Source organism: Gordonia mangrovi, from assembly GCF_024734075.1.
Classification (GTDB): domain Bacteria; phylum Actinomycetota; class Actinomycetes; order Mycobacteriales; family Mycobacteriaceae; genus Gordonia; species Gordonia mangrovi.
The window spans coordinates 4268524-4287825 of sequence record NZ_CP102850.1; the positions used below are offsets into that span (position 1 = coordinate 4268524).

A 19302-nucleotide genomic window follows, 5' to 3' on the forward strand; every position below is an offset into this window, starting at 1 on the left:
CCGGCTCCCGCGGCTCAGCGAGCCTTCGCGGCAGCCAGCACACCGGCCCCGAGCGGGATCACCACCGGCAGCAGGCGCTCATCGTCGGCGATGAGCAGCGCCGCCTCCCGCGCGGCCACGGTGGCCGGGTCCGTCCGGCTCGGGTCGGCGACGGCTCCGCCGGCGGTGGCGTTGTGGACCACCACCACGCCACCGGGCCGGAGCATGCGCACCGCCTCGGTCACGTGGCGGGGATGGTCGATCAAGGGTCCGTCCACGAAGACCAGATCATAGGATTCGTCGGCGAGGCGCGGGAGGACGTCGCGGGGTGTGCCGTTGATCAGGCGCGTGCGGCCCGAGGCGATGTCCGCGCCGGCGAACGACTGCCGCGCGGCGCGATGGTGCTCCGGTTCGGGGTCGATGGTGGTCAGGACACCATCGGTGGCCATCCCGTTGAGCAGCCACAATCCGCTGACGCCGACTCCGGTACCGATCTCCACCACGGCATGGGCGTCGCAACTGCGGGCCAACAACGCCAGCAACGCACCCACCGCCGGAGCGACGGCCGCGGCGCCCAATTCCTCGGCCCGGGCGCGCGCTGCCAGCAAGGCGTCGTCCTCGACGATGGCCGATTCGGCGTAGTCGATCGCTGTGTTGCCCGCCGAGGCGGCCGTACCGTCGGCGCCTCCTTCTGAATCCGTCACCCCTCGAGGTTATGTCCCGACGTCGCCAATACGTGCGCGGCGCGCCATCCGGGTGCAGAACCACGTGGTCAGGCGCGGTTTGGCGGGTCCCGCGACATCCTCAGCGAAACCTCAGGTCTCTCATACGGCGACCACAACACGATGGGAGAGGGTTTCCTCAGCGATATCCCTCGTCCGGCGGAATAGTTTGGCGAGGGTCCTGGTTTACCATCGTGAACATCCGTCATCCGATGTGATGACCGGGGAAGGGAACTGGCCACTCAACATGACTGATCCCCTGGGGTCTGCAGACGTCGTCCCCGCCGGCACCGCCGGCTTCGACGCCACCGGCGACGGCAATCTGATGCCGTCTTGGGACGAATTGGTGCGCGAACACGCCGATCGCGTGTACCGCCTCGCCTACCGGCTGTCCGGCAATCAGCATGATGCCGAGGATCTCACCCAGGAGACATTCATCCGGGTGTTCCGGTCGTTGTCCAATTACAAGCCCGGCACCTTCGAGGGCTGGCTCCATCGCATCACCACCAACCTGTTCCTCGACATGGTTCGGCGACGCAGCAAGATCCGGATGGAGGCGCTTCCCGAGGAGTACGACCGGGTCCCCGCCGACACACCCGATCCGCAGCAGATCTTCCACGACGCCAACCTGGATCCCGATCTCCAGGACGCGCTCGACACGCTGCCACCCGAGTTCCGTGCGGCCGTCGTGCTATGCGACATCGAGGGTCTGTCCTACGAAGAGATCTCCGCGACGCTCGGTGTGAAACTGGGCACCGTGCGCAGCCGCATCCATCGTGGTCGTCAGGCCATCCGTGACCACCTCAATGCCCGCGGTCACACCGACAGTCGCTCGGTCGCGGTGGGTTCGTTTCGCTAGAGCGTTCGTGCCCGGGAACCGCAGGCGCCCCGGCGTCGTTGTCATCTTCGGATAGGCTGGGTGGCCGCGCGTCGTCACGCGCGGTGCAACCCGCACCGGTGCGACGCGACATCCGCACAGAGGTGGACGTGGCGCTACGGCGAAAGAGGTGAACGTCAGATGGAGATGAGCCGAGGAAGGCCCACCTCGGGGCAACCGGACTCGCGACAACCGGGCCTCGACGGTCCGCTTCCCGCATCCAACCTCCGACGCCGCCGACGGTCGTCCTGGAATCCCGCGACCTGGACGCCGGTGACCGCCTCCTTCGCGCCGAATCGCAGCTATCGCGCGCCCGGCACGGCCGGCGGACGGGGCTTCGCCTCCACCGAACACCTCGCCGCCGAAGCGGTTGCCGCCTTCGTCGATGCTGAGCTCGGGATGACCGCTCACCTGCGTGCAACCCAGCATCTCGCGCAGTGCCCGGAATGTATGGGCGCGGTCGATGCGCAGGTGACCGCGCGTACGCGGCTGAGGTCAGCCGGCGACGTGTCGATGCCGGCCGGTCTGCTGGGCCAGCTGAGTCAGATCCCCACCCGCGAGATCGACGTGACCGGACTGTCGTCGGACATCCCGACCGACCGCCACCCCGGCGATCGGCTGGGCCTCGGCGACGAGACCGGCCCGGTGCGGCCGAGTGCGCCGACCGAGGAGTTCGAGGCGGGCTCGACCCGGGCGCGGATGAGCCGGTGGCGGAGCCGCTGACCGGTGGACGGTAGTAGGGACGACGCACTCGATCAGGCGAACCGGACCGCCGACGACGCCATGACCGAGGAGGCGGCAGCCGCGCAGGTCGGTGACGACGCCGAGCAGGTGGGTGCGGAGCCCGCCGACAACCGCGATGTCGCCGCCGGTCCACATCGTGGCGCGGTCTCGCCGCAGACCGCCGCGGTGTTCGGCCGCCCCGACGGCGTGGCCGGATCGTTCGCGCAGTCAACCCACCCGACCGACCGACCGGCGCCGGAGATCTCCCCGCCGGACCCGGTGCTCGCCGAGGCGTTCGGCCGGCCGGCCGGCGAGACCGCGACCCTGCAGCGCGACCCCCTCGCGGGCTACGGCCACGACGACGCCCCGGCGGCGCCGGCCGACCCGTGGCGGGACCCGGAGAGCATGGCAGCGCTCGCGGATCCGGCACTGACCGCACCGTCGAGCGCCGAACCGACCGAATCCGGTCCCAGACTGGGCATCCGGGACATCCTGTTCGGTGGTCGGGTGAGCTGGCACGCATTGGCGACACTGGCGGTGCTGGCGCTGCTGGTGGGGCTGTTCGGTGGCCTGATGGGCCGGTGGACGGCGGAGGTCGTCTCGCCGCTCAACTCGGATTCCGTGCAGCTGGCCACCGGGGAGGCCGACGACGACGCCGCACCACGTTCACCGGTCGCGAATGTGGCACGGTCGGTGGAGAAGTCGGTGGTGGCCCTCGATGTGCGCACCTCGACTTCGGTGGGCACAGGGTCGGGCTTCGTCATCGACGAGAACGGCTACATCGTCACCAACAACCACGTCATCGCGATGGCCGCCAACGACCGCAACGCCAAGCTCGAAGCCGTCTTCTTCGACCGGCAACGGGTACCCGCACGCATCGTCGGCCGCGACACGAAGACCGACCTGGCGGTCGTCAAGGTGGACAACGTCGACAATCTGACGGTGTCCAAGATCGGCAACTCCGACGATCTGCAGATCGGCCAGGAAGTCGTCGCCTTCGGCTCCCCGCTCGGTCTCGACCGCACCGTGACCAGCGGCATCGTCAGCGCACTGCACCGTCCTGTCCCGCTCCGACCGGACGCGGAATCCGACACCGACGCCGTGATCGACGCCATCCAGACCGACGCCGCGATCAACCCGGGCAATTCCGGCGGCCCGCTCGTCGACGACGATGCCGAGGTGGTGGGGATCAACACCGCCGGGCTGGTTCCCGGCGGCGGATCGATCGGTCTCGGTTTCGCAATCCCGATCAACCAGGTGGTGCCGATCGCGCAGACGTTGATCCGCAACGGTGAGGTGCGACATCCGCAGATCGGTGTCAACGCCAGTTCGGTGCGCAACGACCGGGTGTTGGGTGCACAGGTGCGCAATGTGGTCGCCGGTGGGCCGGCCGATCAGGCCGGTGTCCGGGAGGACGACGTGATCACCTCGTTCAACGACCGGACCATCGAGAGCGCAGACGAGTTGACCGTGGCAGTCCGCACCGCGAAGATCGATGACACGGTGCCCTTCACGTACTGGCGAAACGGACGCACCTTCACCGGTACGATGACGCCGGCCAGTGATTGACACGTCCGGCTGAGGGCGCGGCAGTGGGATCGAGCGATGGGGAAGTGCAATGTTCAGCAGCATCGGTTGGGGTGAGATCGCCGTACTGCTCGCTGCCGGTCTGATCATCCTCGGCCCGGAACGACTGCCCGGCGCCGTCTCGTGGACGATGAAGTCGCTGCGGCAGGTACGCGACTATGCGACCGGCGCCACCGATCAGCTCAAGAACGAACTCGGCCCCGAATTCGACGAGTTGCGCAAGCCGCTGTCCGACCTGAACGAACTGCGTGGCATGACCCCGCGGGCCGTGGTCACCAAACATCTGCTCGACGGTGACGACTCGGTGTTCAACGTAGGACTCGACGCGACCACCGTCGACCGCAGCACCACTGACACCCCGGAGATCAAACCTGTCTCGCGGCCGCTCCCGGACCCCGGACCCGCCGCCGACGCACCGGCAGACGTCGCGGAGGCGGCTACATCGGCGACGCCGACGGTCCGAGGTCACCGGGTCAGCGACTGGGACGCCACCTGAGTCGTCGCCCAGGTCCGGCCCGTCAGCCCCGTCAGGCGTGCCGAGTGGTGTCGATACCCAGGCTCATACCGGCCAGACCCCGCCGCCGGACCGCCAGTTTCTCGGCGATCGCACGCAACGCCGCCCCCGACGCGGACTCCGGTGCCGACTGCACCACCGGGACGCCGGAATCGCCACCCTCGCGCAGCGTCGTCTCCAGGGGCACCTGACCCAGGAGCTCGACCTCTGCGCCCACTGCCCGGGTGAGCCGCTCGGCGACCTTCTCGCCGCCCCCGGACCCGAAGGGCTCCATCCGGGAGCCGTCGGGCAGTTCCATCCAGGACATGTTCTCCACGACCCCCAGGATCTTCTGCCGGGTCTGCAAGGCGATGGCGCCGGCGCGTTCGGCGACCTCCGCGGCCGCCTGTTGCGGTGTCGTCACCACCAGGATCTCCGCGCCGGGGATGAGCTGGGCGATCGAGATGGCCACGTCACCGGTACCGGGTGGCAGATCGAGCAGCAAGACATCGAGGTCGCCCCAGTAGACGTCGGCGAGGAACTGCTGCAGAGCGCGGTGCAGCATCGGGCCGCGCCAGGTCACCGGGGTGTTGCCGTCGGTGAACTGGCCGATCGAGATGAACCGCACCCCATGGCTCTGCGGCGGCATGATCATCCGTTCGACCTGCGTCGGCTTGGCGTCACTGCCGAGCATCCGGGGCACCGAATGCCCGTAGATGTCGGCGTCGAGTACGCCCACACTCAGGCCGCGCTCGGCCAGCGCGACGGCGAGATTGACCGTGACACTCGACTTGCCGACCCCGCCCTTGCCGGAGGCGACCGCGTAGACGCGGGTCAGCGAGCCGGGCTGAGCGAACGGGATCACCGGTTCGGCCTTGTCGCCGCGCAGCTTCTTGCGCAGTTCGGTGCGCTGCTCGTCGTCCATCACGTCGAGTTCGACGCGGACCGCGCCGACACCCGGCACGTCGGCGACCGCGCGCTCCACCCGGCCACTGATCTCGGTGCGCATCGGGCAGCCCGAGGTGGTCAGCAGGACGACGATGTCGACACTCGCATCGTCGTTGACAGCGACGGACTCGACCATCCCCAGCTCGGTGATGGGTTTGCCGATCTCGGGATCATTGACCTTGCTGAGCGCGGCGCGGACCGCTGATTCGGTGGGTACAACTCCGGTAGTCATCACCTGCCAGCTTAACCGTCGGCGTCGGACGTCTCGGCAGGTGCGTTGGGGCCGCAGGCGGGCGGGCGATGTGCTCGCGCTCAGCGGCCGCGGATCATCGTCCCGCGCCCGGGGCCGGCGTCGTGGTGCTCGGGGCGGCCGCGGCGCCGGGCTTCTTCGGCGTGGTGGGCTGCGGCTTCGGGGCGGTCTTCGGGCGGAGTTCCGGCGGCAGCATTTCCGGCGGTATCAGACCCGGCGGCAGGCACAACTGGCCGAGGCAGGTAGGCGCCGGAGTGGTGGTGGATTCGGGGGTCGAGGGCGCCGACGAACTGTCCCCCGAGGTCGTCGGTGTCGACGACGTGCTCGACGACGACTTCTTCGGCTTGCGCTTGGGTTCGGGGATCGGGTCGGTCGGCATCACGCCCGTCGCGTATGCGCCCGCCCAGCCCAGCACGTTGGCCACGTACTCCATCGAATGGTTGTAGCGCAGCACCGCCGATACCTTGTTCTTCTCGGCCATGATGTCGGTGACGCCGGCGCACAGATAGCGGCCGGCCGAATACGTGGCGTCGAAGACGTTGTTCGGGTCCGACTTGCCGTCGCCGTTGGCGTCGGAGCCCCAACTCGCCCAGGTGCTGGGGATGAACTGCATCGGTCCCATCGCGCGGTCGTGTGCCGTATCGCCGTCGATGGCGCCGCCGTCGGTGTCGCGGATGACCGCATTCCCGGCCAGCGACCCGTCCAGGATGGGCCCGGCGATCGGGTTGATCGTGGTGCCGTACTCGTCGACGGAACCATTGGACGCGTGGTTCGACTCGATGCGCCCGATGCCCGCGAGGAGGAACCAGGGGAGTTTGCACTGTGGCGATTCCGCGGCGACCCGGTTGGCGGCCAACTTGTATGCCTGCAGGACCACTCCGGGAATGCCGAGTGGTCCGCTCGGGAGTGCGGCGCTGATGCGGAATTGCGGAGCGACCGCGGGTTCGACCGTCTTGGGTGGTGGGGCGAAACCGAGCAGTGTCACCGGCGCACCGGGGACGATCTCGGCGGTCATGGTGGGCGCTGCTTCGACAACTGTCTCCGGTCGGGGAGACATCGAACCGCCCGTCGCGCTCGACGTTGCCGCGCCGAGCAGCATCGCCCCCATCAGCACGCCACCGGCACCGACAGCGAGCGCGCGACGTGGCACATGGGTCCGGCGCGGGCCGCGGGCCCGGCGGAAGACGCGCGGGCTCACCAGTACGTCCTCGAGGACGTCGCTCGGCCCCTGACCGATGTCCCCCGCATCTGCGTCACCGCTGTCGACTGACTGTCCACACCCACTCCGATGATCCACCACTCAAACATGTCCGCCCCGAATTCTCGCGGATCGACGTCCGAACCGACCCCGTGTGATCCGGCCGTACCGGACGCCTCCCCGGGTCGGTCGGCGTGTGACCCACGATACATATGGGTCGACCGCCCCAGAACAGGAACCAGACAATTCTTGGCCACACGCATCTGATCGGTGGGTGAACGGTCGAGTGTTACCGCCGAGCGTCGTCCCGCTCGTCACCTGGGCGCTCGGATCGGTCGCTGTCATCGTCGGCTGACGGGCCGAGCCGTTCGGTGAGTTCGGTCAACAGGTCGTCGAGTTCGCGGCGCAGGTAGTCGCGCGTGACGGTGTCGCCGACCGCGAGACGTACCGCGGCGAGTTCGCGTGCGAGAAATTCGGTGTCGGCCTTGGTCTGCGCCGCGCGCATGCGGTCCTCGTCGAGGGCTACCTTGTCGCGGTTCTCCTGGCGATTCTGCGCGAGCAGGATCAATGGCGCCGCATAGGCCGCCTGGGTGGAGAACGCCAGATTGAGCAGGATGAACGGATACGGATCCCAGCGCCAGGACACCGCTACCAGATTGAGTGCGATCCACACGATCACGATCACGGTCTGGATCGCCAGATAGCGCCCGGTGCCGAGGAACCGCGCGATGCGTTCGGCGTGAATGCCGACCACGTCGGAGTCCATATTGAACGAGAATCGCCGGCCTCCGCGGGGGGTGTCGAGGCGACGGCCGCTCTGGTCGGCGCTCACGCACCGGCTCCTGCGATGTCGGCGCCGGTGATCCGGGGGATGGGACCGGTGTCATCGGAGTCGGATTCGCGCCAGTCGCGGGGCAGGATCTCGTCGAGCAGGTCGTCGACGCTGACGGCGCCCACCAGATGGCCCTGGTCGTCGACGACGGGTCCGCACACCATGTTGTAGGTCGCGAAGTACCGGGTCACCGCTTCCAGCGAGTCCTCGGGGTGCAGTCGGGAGAGATCGGTGTCGACGATTCCGCCGACCAGATGGGCGGGCGGCTCGCGCAGCAGCGCCTGCAGGTGTGCGCAGCCGAGATATTTGCCGGTCGGGGTGGCCGTCGGTGGACGGACCACGAACACCAGGCTTGCCGCAGCGGGTGTGACGTCCGGATCACGCACGCGGGCAAGTGCTTCGGCGACGGTCGTGGACGCGGTGACGATGATCGGCTCGGGGGTCATCAGTCCGCCGGCGGTATCGGGTGAGTGCGACAGGAGTCGACGGACGGGTTCGGAGTCCTCCGGGTCCATGCGCTCGAGCAGGGATTCGGCCTCCGCGTCGGGTAGCTCGCCGAGGAGGTCGGCGGCGTCGTCGGGGTCCATGGCCTCGAGTACGTCGGCAGCGCGTTCCGGTGCGAGTTTCTTCAGCACGTCGGTCTGGTCGTCGGGTGGGAGTTCCTGGAGCACGTCGGCGAGTCGTTCGTCGTCGAGCGCGGTGGCGATCTCGTCGCGGCGTTTGGCGGGAAGCTCGCGCAGTGCGTTGGCCACGTCGGCGGCCCGCATACCCTCGAACTGCTGGAGTGCCTGGGCGACCCCCTGGCCGGGCAGGTTGAGGTCGGTCGGGGTGAGGCCGTGTACGTGGGTCCAGTCCACCACGTGGGTCTCCCCGCGCCGCCGAAGGCCGCGGCGTCCGGTGCGGACCGCTACCCGCGAGATCACCCAGTCCCGGGTGCGGGTGCGTTCGATCCCCAGGTCGACCACGGTCACGTCGACGCCGGCGAGGTCCGCTAGGTCCGGATCGTCGATGCGGACACGGGAATCCAGAATCTGCCCGATCGCCAACGCTTCACCCGGTCGCAGGTGGAGCCGACGCAGGCTGACCGTACCGGTGTTGAGGGTGACCGCCTGGGGCTCGATGGTCGTGACCCGCAGCATGGGCACAAAGATCCGCCGGCGGGTGGTGAGCTCCACCGCCAGGCCGAGCGCGCGGGGCTGCTGCCCGGTGAGGCGGACCGCAACCACGACGTCACGCACGCGACCGATCGACTCGCCGTCCGGTCCGAGCACGGCCAATCCGGCCAACCTGGCCACGTACACCTTGCTCACCACCGCCATGAGAGTAAGGGTAGTGGTAGCGGGATGCGCACTGCGTGTATCCCGATCCGCCGTAGTGCCTGGCGGCGGGCCCCGATGGTGTCCACGCCGCCGGCGCCTGACGAACACGCGCCCCGGGCGCCCGACGACATGAAGGACTCGAGATGACGAACCCGTTGCGCCCCGGCCGCGAGACGCCGGGCCTCCCGACGCCGCCGACGGGATGGCCCATCGGATCCTATGGCACCTACGCCGAGGCGCAGCGCGCCGTCGATCACCTCTCCGACCAGAACTTCACGGTGCAGGATGTGACGATCGTCGGCGTGGATCTGATGCAGGTGGAGCGCGTCATCGGCCGGTTGACCTGGGGTAAGGTGATCGGCGGCGGCATCGTGTCCGGCGCCTGGCTGGGCCTGTTCTTCGGTCTGCTCGTCTCGCTGGTGGTGACCGGCGCGGGCTTTGCGCCCATCGTGTTCGGCCTGGTCGGCGGCATCATCTTCGGCGTGATCTCGACGACGATCCCGTATGCCGCGACCCGGGGTCAGCGTGACTTCGCGTCCACCATGCAGCTCGTCGCGGGGCGCTACGACGTGCTCTGCGATCCACGCACCGCCGAGAAGGCGCGGGACATGCTCAGTCGGCTGTCCAACTAGTGCCCCTCGCGGGACCGTGGCTGCGATCGCGCCCGCGATCAGATCACGATTCCCCTACGTTCTGGGACGCCCTTACCGAATGTGTTGCATGTCACGAAGTGTGACGGCTAACGTAACGCCTCAGACGCTGACCGGTGCGGCCTCGAAGTCTTGCACCGCGAACGACATCGAGGAGGCTGCGTGCGGTTCCGGGCTGGCAGTTCCGAATCCGGTCGATCCACAACGAATCCGAGACGACATCGCGGCCTGAGGCGAAAATTCGTGGTGGCTGCGGCTGCCCTGGCGACCGCGTTGCCCATCGTCACCGCCTGCGGATCGGGCTATACGCCGCGGGTGATCAACATCTATCCACCGGCCGACGGCGCCGCGTTCATCGACCGGGTCGGGCAGCAGTGCTCGGCAGAATCCGACGGCGCGTACACGATCGTCACCACGCCGTTGCCCAAATCGGCCGACGACCAGCGCTTGCAATTGGCGCGGCGGCTCGCCGGCAACGACCACGGTCTGGACCTGATGGGCATGGACGTCGTATGGACGGCCGAGTTCGCCGACGCGGGCTGGATGGTCCCGGTGCCCGACGATCTCGCGGCCGAGGTCGAACGCGACACCCTGGGCGGACCGCTCGAGACCGCGATGTGGAAGACCGACGACGACGCCGAGAAGCGGCTCTACGGCATCCCCACCTGGACCAACACCCAGTTGCTCTGGTATCGCCCGGACATCTTGCGCGAGTACCTGAACAAGACCCGTCCGCCGACCACATGGGACGAGATGCTGGCCGACACCCAGGAGGTGCTGGCGCAGGGCGGACCGAGCTACATCATGGTCCAGGGCCGCCAGTACGAGGGCCTGATGGTGTGGTTCAACTCGGTGCTCGCCAGTGCCGGTGGTGCAGTGGTGGATCCCGACGATCCGAGCAAGCAGACGCTCAACGACACCCCGGAGCACCGGGAGGCCACGCTGCGGGCCCTGCAGACGTTGAAGGCGGTGGCGACCGCGCCGGGCCACGATCCGTCGCTGACCAACTCCGACGAGTCGGCGGCGCGTCTCGGCATGGAGAGCGGCAACGCCCTCTACCAGGTCAACTGGCCATTCGTGTTCTCCTCCATGCGCAGCAACGCGGCTGCCGGCGATGTGCCGTACTTCCCGGAGATGACCGAGTTCGGCCCGATGTTCGCCGATCCGGACAATCCGCCGGCGGACAGCGAGTTGGCCCCGGTCAATCGGGTCGTGCGGACGAAGTTCAACTTCGCGCCCTATCCCGGTGTCAGTCCCGACATGCAGACCAAGACGACCCTCGGCGGTATCAACATCGCGGTGGCGAGTACGTCGCAGCAGCAGGATCTGGCCTTCGAGGCCGCGGCCTGCCTGACCAATCGCGATGCGCAGCGGGTGTATTCGATCGAGGGCGGTACGCCACCGACGATTGCGTCCATCTACGACGACCCGGATTTCCAGGCGGCGTACCCGATGGGCAACGACATCCGTGACCAACTCGGGGACGAGACCGCGGCGCTGCGGCCGGCATCGCCGGACTACCAGGCGATCTCGACTCTGGTCACCGCGACATTGAGTCCGGTCGGGGCGTGGGACCCCGAGACGATGGTCGACGAACTCGCCGACCAGGTCCAGCGCGCGATCGACGGGGAGGGGCTGATCCCATGACCACGGGAGACAACGACGATCCACGGACCCGTCCGGGCCGTCACTCGATGCCCGACGACGGCGCGACCCCTCGGGAACCGTCGGTCCGACCACCCGAGGTGACCCACCGTCCGGGCGGTGACGCCCGATCGTCCGGAGCCTGGGTCCCGCCGGAATCCGGCGCGGCGGCAGGCAAAGCGCCCGAGTTCCCCGCGGCTGCGTCCACGGCCCCGCCGGGTGCGGTCGCGACCGCGACGCGTGCCCCGGCGCAACCGTCGAGAAGCAAGAACGCGATCAGCGAAGGCAAATCCGCAGAACGCCGACTGGCGTTCTGGTTGGTGGCTCCCGCCGCGCTGATGATGTTGCTGGTGACCGGATACCCGATCGCCTACGCATTCTGGTTGTCGCTGAACAAGATGAGCCTGTCGGCTCCGGGCCAACGAGAGTTCGTGTGGTTCAGCAACTACGCGACGGTGCTCAGCTCGGAATACTGGTGGATATCGTTCTTCGTGACGCTGGGCATCACGATCGTGTCGGTGGCCATCGAACTGGTACTCGGTATGGCGATCGCACTTGTCATGCACCGCACCCTTTTCGGCCGCGGCACGATTCGTACCGTGGTCCTGATCCCGTACGGGATCGTCACGGTCGCGGCGGCTTTCTCGTGGTACTACGCGTGGACCCCGGAGACCGGCTACCTCGCCAACCTGTTGCCCGACGGCAGTGCGCCGCTGACCGAACAATGGCCGTCGCTGGCCATCATCGTGCTGGCCGAGGTGTGGAAGACCACCCCGTTCATGGCGCTGCTGCTGCTGGCCGGTCTGGCGCTGGTACCCGATGACCTGCTCAAGGCAGCCCAGGTCGACGGAGCCGGAGCCTGGACCCGCCTGTGGCGCATCATCATCCCGTTGATGAAGCCGGCCATCCTGGTGGCCCTGCTGTTCCGCACACTCGATGCGTTCCGGATCTTTGACAACATCTACGTGCTGACGCGAGGGTCCAACAACACATACTCGGTCTCGATGTTGGGCTATGACAACTTGTTCAAGGCGTTCAACCTCGGCATAGGCTCGGCGATCAGCATCCTGATCTTCCTCTGCGTCGCCATCATCGCGTTCATCTTCGTCAAGGGCTTCGGCACCGCCGCGCCCGGCTCCGAGACCGAGGGGAGGTAGGGCCGCACATGTCACAGACTGTGTCGAAACGGGTCTGGTGGACCATCGCGAACGTGCTGGTGGTGTTGTACGCCGTCATTCCATTGCTGTGGATCATCAGCCTGTCGTTCAAGCCGCCGGGCAGCATCAAGGACGGCAATTTCATCCCGCAGCAGTGGACCTGGGAGAACTACCAGGGGATCTTCGAGACGAGCGCGGTCACCAGCGCGCTGCGCAACTCCATCGGCATCGGCCTGATCACCACGCTGATCGCCGTGATCCTCGGGACCATGGCCGCCTATGCCGTGGCACGTCTGGATTTCCCGGGTAAGCGACTGCTGATCGGCGCCGCGTTGCTGATCGCGATGTTCCCACAGATCTCGCTGGTCACCCCACTGTTCAACATCGAGCGCAGCATCGGCCTGTTCGACACCTGGCCCGGCCTGATCCTGCCCTACATCACCTTCGCGCTCCCGCTGGCGATCTACACGCTGTCGGCCTTCTTCCGGGAGATCCCCTGGGAGCTGGAGAAGGCGGCGAAGATGGACGGTGCCACTCCATTTCAGGCGTTCCGTAAGGTGATCGCACCGTTGGCCGCCCCAGGCGTGGTCACCGCCGCCATCCTGGTGTTCATCTTCGCCTGGAACGACCTGCTGCTGGCGCTGTCGCTGACGTCGACCGAGCGTGCGATCACCGCACCGGTCGCGATCGCGAACTTCACCGGTGACTCACAGTTCGAGGAACCGACCGGATCGATCGCCGCGGCGGCGGTGGTCATCACGATCCCGATCATCATCTTCGTCCTGTTCTTCCAACGTCGAATCGTGGCCGGCCTGACCTCCGGCGCCGTGAAGGGATAACCCATGGCCGAGATCACCCTGGACAAGGTAACCAAGCAGTATCCCGACGGGTCGACGGCGGTCCACGGGGTCGACATCGACATCGCCGACGGCGAGTTCATCATCCTGGTCGGACCCTCCGGGTGTGGAAAGTCGACCACGCTCAACATGATCGCCGGGCTCGAGGACATCACCTCCGGAGAGCTGCGGATCGGCGGGGAGCGGGTCAACGAGCGCGCTCCCAAGGACCGCGACATCGCCATGGTGTTCCAGAGCTATGCGCTCTACCCCCACATGTCGGTGCGGGAGAACATCGCCTTCCCGCTCACCCTGGCCAAGATGAACAAGTCCGAGATCGCCGCCAAGGTCGACGAGGCCGCCAAGATCCTCGACCTCGGTCCCTACCTCGATCGCAAGCCGGCCAACCTCTCCGGCGGCCAGCGCCAGCGGGTGGCGATGGGACGTGCGATCGTCCGCTCGCCCAAGGTGTTCCTGATGGACGAGCCGTTGTCGAACCTCGACGCCAAGCTGCGCGTGCAGATGCGCACCGAGATCGCCCGCCTGCAGAACCGGCTGAACACCACCACGATCTACGTGACCCACGATCAGACCGAGGCGATGACCCTCGGCGACCGGGTGGTGGTGCTGCGCGGTGGGCACGTGCAGCAGATCGGCACGCCCCAGGAGTTGTACAACGAACCGGCGAATCTGTTCGTCGCCGGATTCATCGGTTCGCCCGCGATGAACTTCCTGCCCGGACGGCTCGGCTCCGACGGGATCGAGACGCCGATCGGGTCGATCACCGTTCCCGATCATCAGCAGGTCGTCGCCAATGCCCAACGCGCGCAGAGCAACGGCGAGGTACTCATCGGTATCCGTCCCGAACACCTCGAGGACGCCGCTCTCGTGGAGACCTCGGCCCGCGAACACGGAGCGACGTTCACCGCAGCAGTCGACGTGATCGAGAACATGGGCTCGGACAACTACGTCTACTTCTCGGTGGATACGCCCCACGCCACGAGTGACGCGCTCAGCGAGTTGTCCGCGGACGCGGGCGGCGTGGACATCGGCGGCGGACAGATGATCGCGCGCGTGTCGCCGGAATCGTCGATCACTCGGGGCAGCAATGCCGAACTCTATTACGACACATCACGTGTCGCGGTGTTCGACCAGTCGTCGGGAGCCAATCTGCGTCTCGCATGACGAACCTCCGCACGGGTGCGCTCACCGTCGGCGTCGATGCCCCTGATCGTGCAGTCTGCGAATGATCTCATCATCCCAGATGTGCTTGCGCACCAAGCGATATCGTTCGCAGGAGAGCCACATGTAGAGTTCGGCGTCGCTGGTGAGGTCGGTACGGATCTCGGCGCGCCGCGCCATGCGCACCACCGGAAGGAACTCCTCGCCGAACCACCGGCGTGCCACATCGGCCCGGCTGAGGTACTCGCCGAGTTCCTGGCTGAGGCGAAAACCCCACGCCTCCACGTTCTCCGCGAGTTCTGCGTAGTCGAACGGGTCAGCCAGCCGGATCGCGTCCGCCTGCGCCAGTGGCAGTGGCACCCGCGACAGGAACAGCCGCCGATGATCCTTGAGCAGCAGGTCGGAGGTGACATTGATGCCGTCCGGCGAGATGCGGGTGTGGATCTCGGTCACGTAGGCATCGATGGTGCGGAAGTGTCGTGCGATCGCGATGGACACCCGGTGGTGACCGTCCAGGACGAAATGCATCGAGCCCACCCGATACAGCTGCACCGGCGGCACCGACTCGCCGCGCCGCTGCGCAGCGGCCAGGCGCTGCCACCGCTCTCGTATCCGAGAGGAGGTCGGACGGAAATAGCGATCGAAATCCCGGGTGCGGTCCACGCTTCCGACGATCGTATTCACCTCGACCTGCTGGAGACCGAGCGATGTCTCACCCACGCGGCCGAGTGCGGCGACGACCTCGTCGAACGGCAGAACGGTATTGACATCGGCCGGCTGCCGGGTGAACCACCCCAGCAGCCGCGACATCTCGGCCTGCCTGCGCATCCGGGTGAAGTCGTTCTCGGCGTCGGCGTCCGGGAACCCCGTGTCACGAGCCATGACGCCGCCTCACCACCCGGAACTCCCGACTGTTCGGCTCGATGTCGAACTCGCAGTAGCCCACCACGTTCATGGAGATCGTGTCGTCGCCGATCATCTTGTCCGCCGGACGCATTCCATACGGATGGACATGCCCGTGCACGAGCAACGTGGGCCGCAACGACCGGACGAGACCGTGATAGCAGTCGAATCCGCGGTGGGGTGCGTCGTCCCCGTCGCCGACCCCACGCGCCGGACTGTGGGTCAGCAGGATGTCGGGTGCGGGTCGAGCACAGGTCAGCCGCCAGGAGCGGACGCGTTGGTGGACGTCGGTGTACTGGTTGGGTCCCGAATTGTAGCGTCGGCAGCCGCCGAGACCGCTGATCCGCAGACCGGCCACCGTCGCCGTTCGCCCGTCCACGTTGATCGCCCCGCGGGGCCCGGGTTCGGCGGCCGGTAATCCCGCTCGGACCCAGCCGGCCCGAGCACGCCGATATCCCGACAGGTCACGATCGTGGTTGCCGGGTACGAACACGCAGGGCGCATCGCACAGTGTCGCGAGCACCTCGAGATACTCGAACGGCAGATCGCCGGCACCGAGGATGACGTCGGGACGGCCGTCGATACCCACGCCGAAGGTCAGCGAGTCCACGACCTCGTCGGCGACCGCCAGCACACGAACCACACCTGTCAGGTTACGGGGCGGCTGGACCCGCCGACTACGGTTGGAGCCGTGAGCGACGCAGTCACCGACCGGATCAGTGAGTTCCTCGCCGAGCAGATGTCCGCGCAGCCGCAGCGGGCGTCGGTCACCTTCCTCGGGGTGGAACCCGTCGAGGTGCTGCGGTTTGTGAGCGGCGACGACGTCGTCTTCGTGACCCTCGGGTGCGCCCGCCACCCGATGTCGGAGCCGACCGACCTGCACGCCGACCCGGTGCGGGGGCCGCGTGCCGAACTCGTGGTGCGGTTGCACGTATCCGTGCCGTTGCCCGGCCTGCACAAGCGGATGGCGACCGTGGCCGCTGCACCGGCCGTCGAAGGCCTCATCCTGGCGCCCGACGCGCTGGTTGACCTGTCGGAACCGATCTGGGACGGTGCCGCCCCGACGGCGCTGCTGCTCGAGGCCGACGACCTCGGCGACTTGGCACTGCCGGAGCCGATGGACCCGGTCCGGTTCCTTCGTGCGGTCCCGATCACCGCCAACGAGGCGGCGTGGGTGCGACTCAAGGGCGCCGATGCCCTGCGGGAGGCGTGGCGCGAGGCGGGTATCGACGTGATGTCGCCGGAGCGCTCGGCGGCGCAGCTGTGAGAGCGCCGCGGCCTACTGCGCCGGGCCGGACATCTACAGCCAGTGGTGGCGGCGGAAGATCACCCACAGCGTGGAACATGTGATGAGCAGCCCGAGGATGACCGCCGGGTAGCCCCATCGTTCGTCGAGTTCCGGCATGTATTCGAAGTTCATGCCGTAGATCCCGGCGACCAGGGTCGGCACGGCGGCGATCGCCACCCACGACGAGATCTTGCGCATGTCGGTGTTCTGCTGGATGCCGACCTTGGCCGCGGCGGCACCCAACAGTGAGGTGAGCACCTCGTCGTATTCGACGACGCGTTCGATGACCGTGGTGAGATGGTCGGCGACGTCGCGGAAGTGTCGGCGGATCTCTTTGGGGACCATCGGGTTGTCCGCGGTGAGTCGGGCCAGCGGTCCGGTCAGCGGGGTGACCGCGCGGCGCAGTTCCAAGACCTCGCGTTTGAGCAGGTAAACCGGGTCGATGTTGAGGGAGCGGTCGGGGCCGAAGACCGAACTCTCGATCGCGACGATGTCGGTTTCCATCCGATCGGTGACCGCGAGATAGCTGTCCACGACCAGGTCGGAGATCGCGTGCATCACCGCCGTCGGACCCTGTGCGAGCCGTTTGGGCCGGGCCTCGAGACGCCGGCGCAACCCGGACAGATGAGTGTGGTCGCCGTGGCGGACGGTGATGACGAAGTCCGGGCCGACGAACATCATGATCTCGCCGGTCTCCACGACTTCACTGGCCTGGTCCATCGACTCGTGTTCGACGTACTTCACCGTACGCAACACCAGGAACTGCGTGTCGTCGTAGACCTCCAGCTTGGGGCGCTGGTGGGCGTTGACGGCGTCCTCCACGACCAGCTCGTGGAGCCCGAAGACCCGCCCGACATCTTCCATCTGTTCGTCGTCGGGGGAATGCAGGCCCAGCCACACGAATCCCTCGGCGTTCGACCGCACCTCGTGCAGCGCGTCACGATAGGACACCCGCCCGGGGCGGCGTTCACCGTTGACATAGACCGCGCAGTCGACCACCGCCCGGGCCGTGGGCACCGGGATCCGCGGCAGCGGCCTTTTGTCGCGGCGCGGCGTGACGAATCCGCCGGGCCGTCGATGCGGCATCGAGGGCACGTGGTGGATGGTACTCGTAGGATCACCGGGTGCCCTTTGACGTGACCGTCTACACCACTACCCTGATCACCTTGGTCGTGATCATGGACCCGCCCGGCCAGGTGCCGGTGTTCCTCAGCCTGGTGGGGCACCGATCGGCCGAATACCGACATCGCGCCGCATGGCAGGCCCCGTTGGTCAGCCTGCTGGTGATCAGTGTGTTCGCGCTCGGCGGCAAGGCCATCCTGAACTATCTGCACATCGGTATCCCCGCCCTGCAGGGCGCTGGCGGCCTGTTGTTGCTGCTGGTGGCGCTGCAGTTGCTGACCGGACTGGGGGCGGCGAACAGACCCGAGGCCAGTGACGACGTCAACGTGGCGCTGGTACCGCTCGGTACGCCGTTGCTGGCCGGCCCCGGTGCCATCGCCGCGGTCATCGTGGCCGTGAGCGCCGAAGCGGGTAACGCCGGCGGCTATGTGGCGATCGCCGCAGCCATCGTCAGCGTTCATCTCATCGTGATGATCGTGCTGCGCTTCTCGACGGTCCTGATCCGAGTGCTCGGCATCGGCGGTATCACCTTGTTGGCGAAGATCGCCGGTCTGCTGCTCGCGGCCATCGCCGTGCAACTGATCGCCGACTCCGTCGCGGGCTTCATCGCCACGGGCGGCTAACGTGGGGCGCGTGATCAAGCGCGCACTGACGGCGGTCCTGACGGTCTGCGCCCTCGCGATGACCCTCCTCGCCTGCGCGGAGGACACCGCGCCCAGCCGTGAGCTGACCGTGGGGGCGCCCGACTCCGCGGTGATGGCCGTGATGGCACAGGTCTACGCCGGCGCGCTACGACACGCGGGCAGCAGCGTGTCCGCAGAGGTGAACAGCGGCGACTACCGGCAATTGCTCGACGAGATGGACACGCTCGACGTCGACCTGTTTCCGGCGTTCAGTGGCCGGCTGCTCACCCAGCTCGCGCCGCAGCTCGATCCCCGAACCGCCGATGAGGTCTACACCGACCTGAATCGCTCACTCCCGCAGGGAGTCTCGGTGGGCGACGCGACGATGGTGACCGGGACTCCACAGGTCTTCGTCGCCGCGTCGGTGGCCGACGACGGGCAGGTGACCGATCTGGCCGACTGCGACCGCCTCCCGGCCGGTCTACCGCTGGTGATGATCGGCGCGCCGGACAGCGGCGTGATCGAGGCGTTCAACGCTGCCGGGTGCCGATTCGGGCCGGTGGAGTCGGTGGACTCGGTGTCGGCCGCCGCCGATCGCATCGCCGCCGCACAGGCGGTCGGCATCCTGACCCCCCTCGACGTCGCGGGCGATGACGCGGAGGGTTCGATCGGCGACATCCGGGCGCTGCGCGTGGCCACGGCCGATCCCGCCGCCTCGGCCACTCCCTCGGCCGGACCGTCGGCGACCGCGGTGATCGCCGCGGGACCTCGTCCCGAAGAACTCGTGCCGGTCTACCGCAGCGCCGCCCTCTCGCTCGACGAGGTCAAGACGATCAACGTCGTCGCCGGTGAGATGACCACGGCGGATCTGGCGACGCTGGCCCGCCGGGCCGATGCGGGCGCGGACCCGGCCGACCTCGCCGCCGAGTGGCTGGCCGAACACGGCCTGTGAAACCTGCCCGGCCGCCG

General features: G+C 67.7%; 20 protein-coding genes. 12 read left to right on the forward strand and 8 right to left on the reverse strand.

All coding sequences use genetic code 11. The features are described from left to right. Positions 1 to 14 precede the first annotated feature (14 nt). Positions 15 to 683 carry an O-methyltransferase gene (locus tag NWF22_RS19405; RefSeq protein ID WP_373691953.1) on the reverse strand — a complete coding sequence of 223 codons (669 nt, stop codon included), beginning with the start codon at positions 681 to 683 and terminating at the stop codon, positions 15 to 17. A 265-nt stretch (positions 684 to 948) separates the two neighbouring features. On the opposite strand from NWF22_RS19405, the gene sigE reads away from it, so the two are divergent. The 4 genes from sigE (at position 949) to tatB (ending at position 4384) form a co-directional block, all read left to right on the forward strand. Further along, complete coding sequence (gene sigE / locus NWF22_RS19410) at positions 949 to 1560, forward strand: RNA polymerase sigma factor SigE (RefSeq protein WP_160903295.1); 612 nt, start codon at positions 949 to 951, stop codon at positions 1558 to 1560. A gap of 159 nt (positions 1561 to 1719) precedes the next feature. Further along, positions 1720 to 2301: a hypothetical protein gene (locus NWF22_RS19415; RefSeq protein WP_160903296.1), complete on the forward strand. Its 582-nt coding sequence runs from the start codon at positions 1720 to 1722 to the stop codon at positions 2299 to 2301. Between the two features lie 60 nt (positions 2302 to 2361). Next, on the forward strand, positions 2362 to 3870 hold the full coding sequence (locus NWF22_RS19420; RefSeq protein WP_160903411.1) for a S1C family serine protease: 1509 nt from the start codon (positions 2362 to 2364) through the stop codon (positions 3868 to 3870). A 49-nt stretch (positions 3871 to 3919) separates the two neighbouring features. Further along, positions 3920 to 4384: a Sec-independent protein translocase protein TatB gene (gene tatB, locus NWF22_RS19425; RefSeq protein ID WP_160903297.1), complete on the forward strand. Its 465-nt coding sequence runs from the start codon at positions 3920 to 3922 to the stop codon at positions 4382 to 4384. Positions 4385 to 4415: 31 nt separating this feature from the next. Here tatB and NWF22_RS19430 read toward each other — a convergent pair whose 3' ends face one another. The 4 genes from NWF22_RS19430 to NWF22_RS19445 form a co-directional block, all read right to left on the reverse strand. Continuing rightward, complete coding sequence (locus NWF22_RS19430; RefSeq protein ID WP_160903298.1) at positions 4416 to 5561, reverse strand: Mrp/NBP35 family ATP-binding protein; 1146 nt, start codon at positions 5559 to 5561, stop codon at positions 4416 to 4418. A 94-nt stretch (positions 5562 to 5655) separates the two neighbouring features. Beyond that, complete coding sequence (locus NWF22_RS19435; protein ID WP_160903299.1) at positions 5656 to 6777, reverse strand: lytic transglycosylase domain-containing protein; 1122 nt, start codon at positions 6775 to 6777, stop codon at positions 5656 to 5658. A 289-nt stretch (positions 6778 to 7066) separates the two neighbouring features. Further along, positions 7067 to 7543 (reverse strand): DUF1003 domain-containing protein, encoded by a 477-nt coding sequence (locus NWF22_RS19440; protein ID WP_160903412.1) that lies wholly within the window; start codon positions 7541 to 7543, stop codon positions 7067 to 7069. A 62-nt stretch (positions 7544 to 7605) separates the two neighbouring features. Next, positions 7606 to 8928 carry a magnesium transporter MgtE N-terminal domain-containing protein gene (locus NWF22_RS19445; RefSeq protein WP_160903300.1) on the reverse strand — a complete coding sequence of 441 codons (1323 nt, stop codon included), beginning with the start codon at positions 8926 to 8928 and terminating at the stop codon, positions 7606 to 7608. 143 nt (positions 8929 to 9071) lie between these two features. Between NWF22_RS19445 and NWF22_RS19450 the strand changes: the two genes are divergently transcribed. The 5 genes from NWF22_RS19450 (at position 9072) to NWF22_RS19470 (ending at position 14400) form a co-directional block, all read left to right on the forward strand. Continuing rightward, entirely contained in the window at positions 9072 to 9560 is a 489-nt protein-coding gene (locus NWF22_RS19450; RefSeq protein ID WP_160903301.1) for a YflT domain-containing protein, read from the forward strand. Positions 9561 to 9821: 261 nt separating this feature from the next. After that, positions 9822 to 11225, forward strand: a complete 1404-nt coding sequence (locus tag NWF22_RS19455; RefSeq protein ID WP_258321213.1) for an extracellular solute-binding protein — start codon at positions 9822 to 9824, stop codon at positions 11223 to 11225. Next, positions 11222 to 12379: a carbohydrate ABC transporter permease gene (locus tag NWF22_RS19460; protein ID WP_160903303.1), complete on the forward strand. Its 1158-nt coding sequence runs from the start codon at positions 11222 to 11224 to the stop codon at positions 12377 to 12379. The genes NWF22_RS19455 and NWF22_RS19460 overlap by 4 nt, the downstream gene beginning before the upstream one ends. Before the next feature lie 8 nt (positions 12380 to 12387). After that, on the forward strand, positions 12388 to 13218 hold the full coding sequence (locus NWF22_RS19465; RefSeq protein ID WP_258321214.1) for a carbohydrate ABC transporter permease: 831 nt from the start codon (positions 12388 to 12390) through the stop codon (positions 13216 to 13218). Positions 13219 to 13221: 3 nt separating this feature from the next. Next, the gene (locus tag NWF22_RS19470) at positions 13222 to 14400 is read left to right on the forward strand and encodes an ABC transporter ATP-binding protein (protein WP_160903305.1); all 1179 of its coding nucleotides are present in this window, start codon (positions 13222 to 13224) and stop codon (positions 14398 to 14400) included. A gap of 21 nt (positions 14401 to 14421) precedes the next feature. Here the strand turns inward: NWF22_RS19470 and NWF22_RS19475 are convergent, their stop codons facing one another. Both NWF22_RS19475 and NWF22_RS19480 read right to left on the reverse strand, forming a co-directional pair. Next, positions 14422 to 15279 (reverse strand): chromosome partitioning protein ParB, encoded by an 858-nt coding sequence (locus NWF22_RS19475; RefSeq protein WP_160903306.1) that lies wholly within the window; start codon positions 15277 to 15279, stop codon positions 14422 to 14424. Further along, on the reverse strand, positions 15269 to 15943 hold the full coding sequence (locus tag NWF22_RS19480) for a metallophosphoesterase family protein (RefSeq protein WP_160903307.1): 675 nt from the start codon (positions 15941 to 15943) through the stop codon (positions 15269 to 15271). The genes NWF22_RS19475 and NWF22_RS19480 overlap by 11 nt, the downstream gene beginning before the upstream one ends. A 48-nt stretch (positions 15944 to 15991) precedes the next feature. Here NWF22_RS19480 and NWF22_RS19485 point away from each other — a divergent pair, with 48 nt between their 5' ends. After that, positions 15992 to 16567 carry a suppressor of fused domain protein gene (locus NWF22_RS19485; RefSeq protein WP_258321215.1) on the forward strand — a complete coding sequence of 192 codons (576 nt, stop codon included), beginning with the start codon at positions 15992 to 15994 and terminating at the stop codon, positions 16565 to 16567. A 33-nt stretch (positions 16568 to 16600) separates the two neighbouring features. Here NWF22_RS19485 and NWF22_RS19490 read toward each other — a convergent pair whose 3' ends face one another. After that, complete coding sequence (locus tag NWF22_RS19490) at positions 16601 to 17674, reverse strand: magnesium and cobalt transport protein CorA (RefSeq protein WP_202398869.1); 1074 nt, start codon at positions 17672 to 17674, stop codon at positions 16601 to 16603. 38 nt (positions 17675 to 17712) lie between these two features. Between NWF22_RS19490 and NWF22_RS19495 the strand changes: the two genes are divergently transcribed. Beyond that, complete coding sequence (locus tag NWF22_RS19495; protein ID WP_160903309.1) at positions 17713 to 18333, forward strand: MarC family protein; 621 nt, start codon at positions 17713 to 17715, stop codon at positions 18331 to 18333. Between the two features lie 10 nt (positions 18334 to 18343). Next, complete coding sequence (locus NWF22_RS19500; protein WP_258321216.1) at positions 18344 to 19285, forward strand: type 2 periplasmic-binding domain-containing protein; 942 nt, start codon at positions 18344 to 18346, stop codon at positions 19283 to 19285. Positions 19286 to 19302: the final 17 nt, after the last annotated feature.

Coding starts and splice junctions, on each gene's coding strand:
- sigE (WP_160903295.1), top strand. CDS start 949: ATGACTGATCCCCTGGGGTCTGCAGACGTCGTCCCCGCCGGCACCGCC.
- NWF22_RS19460 (WP_160903303.1), top strand. CDS start 11,222: ATGACCACGGGAGACAACGACGATCCACGGACCCGTCCGGGCCGTCAC.
- NWF22_RS19430 (WP_160903298.1), bottom strand. CDS start 5,561: ATGACTACCGGAGTTGTACCCACCGAATCAGCGGTCCGCGCCGCGCTC.
- NWF22_RS19440 (WP_160903412.1), bottom strand. CDS start 7,543: ATGGACTCCGACGTGGTCGGCATTCACGCCGAACGCATCGCGCGGTTC.
- NWF22_RS19465 (WP_258321214.1), top strand. CDS start 12,388: ATGTCACAGACTGTGTCGAAACGGGTCTGGTGGACCATCGCGAACGTG.
- NWF22_RS19450 (WP_160903301.1), top strand. CDS start 9,072: ATGACGAACCCGTTGCGCCCCGGCCGCGAGACGCCGGGCCTCCCGACG.
- tatB (WP_160903297.1), top strand. CDS start 3,920: ATGTTCAGCAGCATCGGTTGGGGTGAGATCGCCGTACTGCTCGCTGCC.
- NWF22_RS19490 (WP_202398869.1), bottom strand. CDS start 17,674: ATGCCGCATCGACGGCCCGGCGGATTCGTCACGCCGCGCCGCGACAAA.
- NWF22_RS19475 (WP_160903306.1), bottom strand. CDS start 15,279: ATGGCTCGTGACACGGGGTTCCCGGACGCCGACGCCGAGAACGACTTC.
- NWF22_RS19470 (WP_160903305.1), top strand. CDS start 13,222: ATGGCCGAGATCACCCTGGACAAGGTAACCAAGCAGTATCCCGACGGG.
- NWF22_RS19445 (WP_160903300.1), bottom strand. CDS start 8,928: ATGGCGGTGGTGAGCAAGGTGTACGTGGCCAGGTTGGCCGGATTGGCC.
- NWF22_RS19420 (WP_160903411.1), top strand. CDS start 2,362: ATGACCGAGGAGGCGGCAGCCGCGCAGGTCGGTGACGACGCCGAGCAG.
- NWF22_RS19415 (WP_160903296.1), top strand. CDS start 1,720: ATGGAGATGAGCCGAGGAAGGCCCACCTCGGGGCAACCGGACTCGCGA.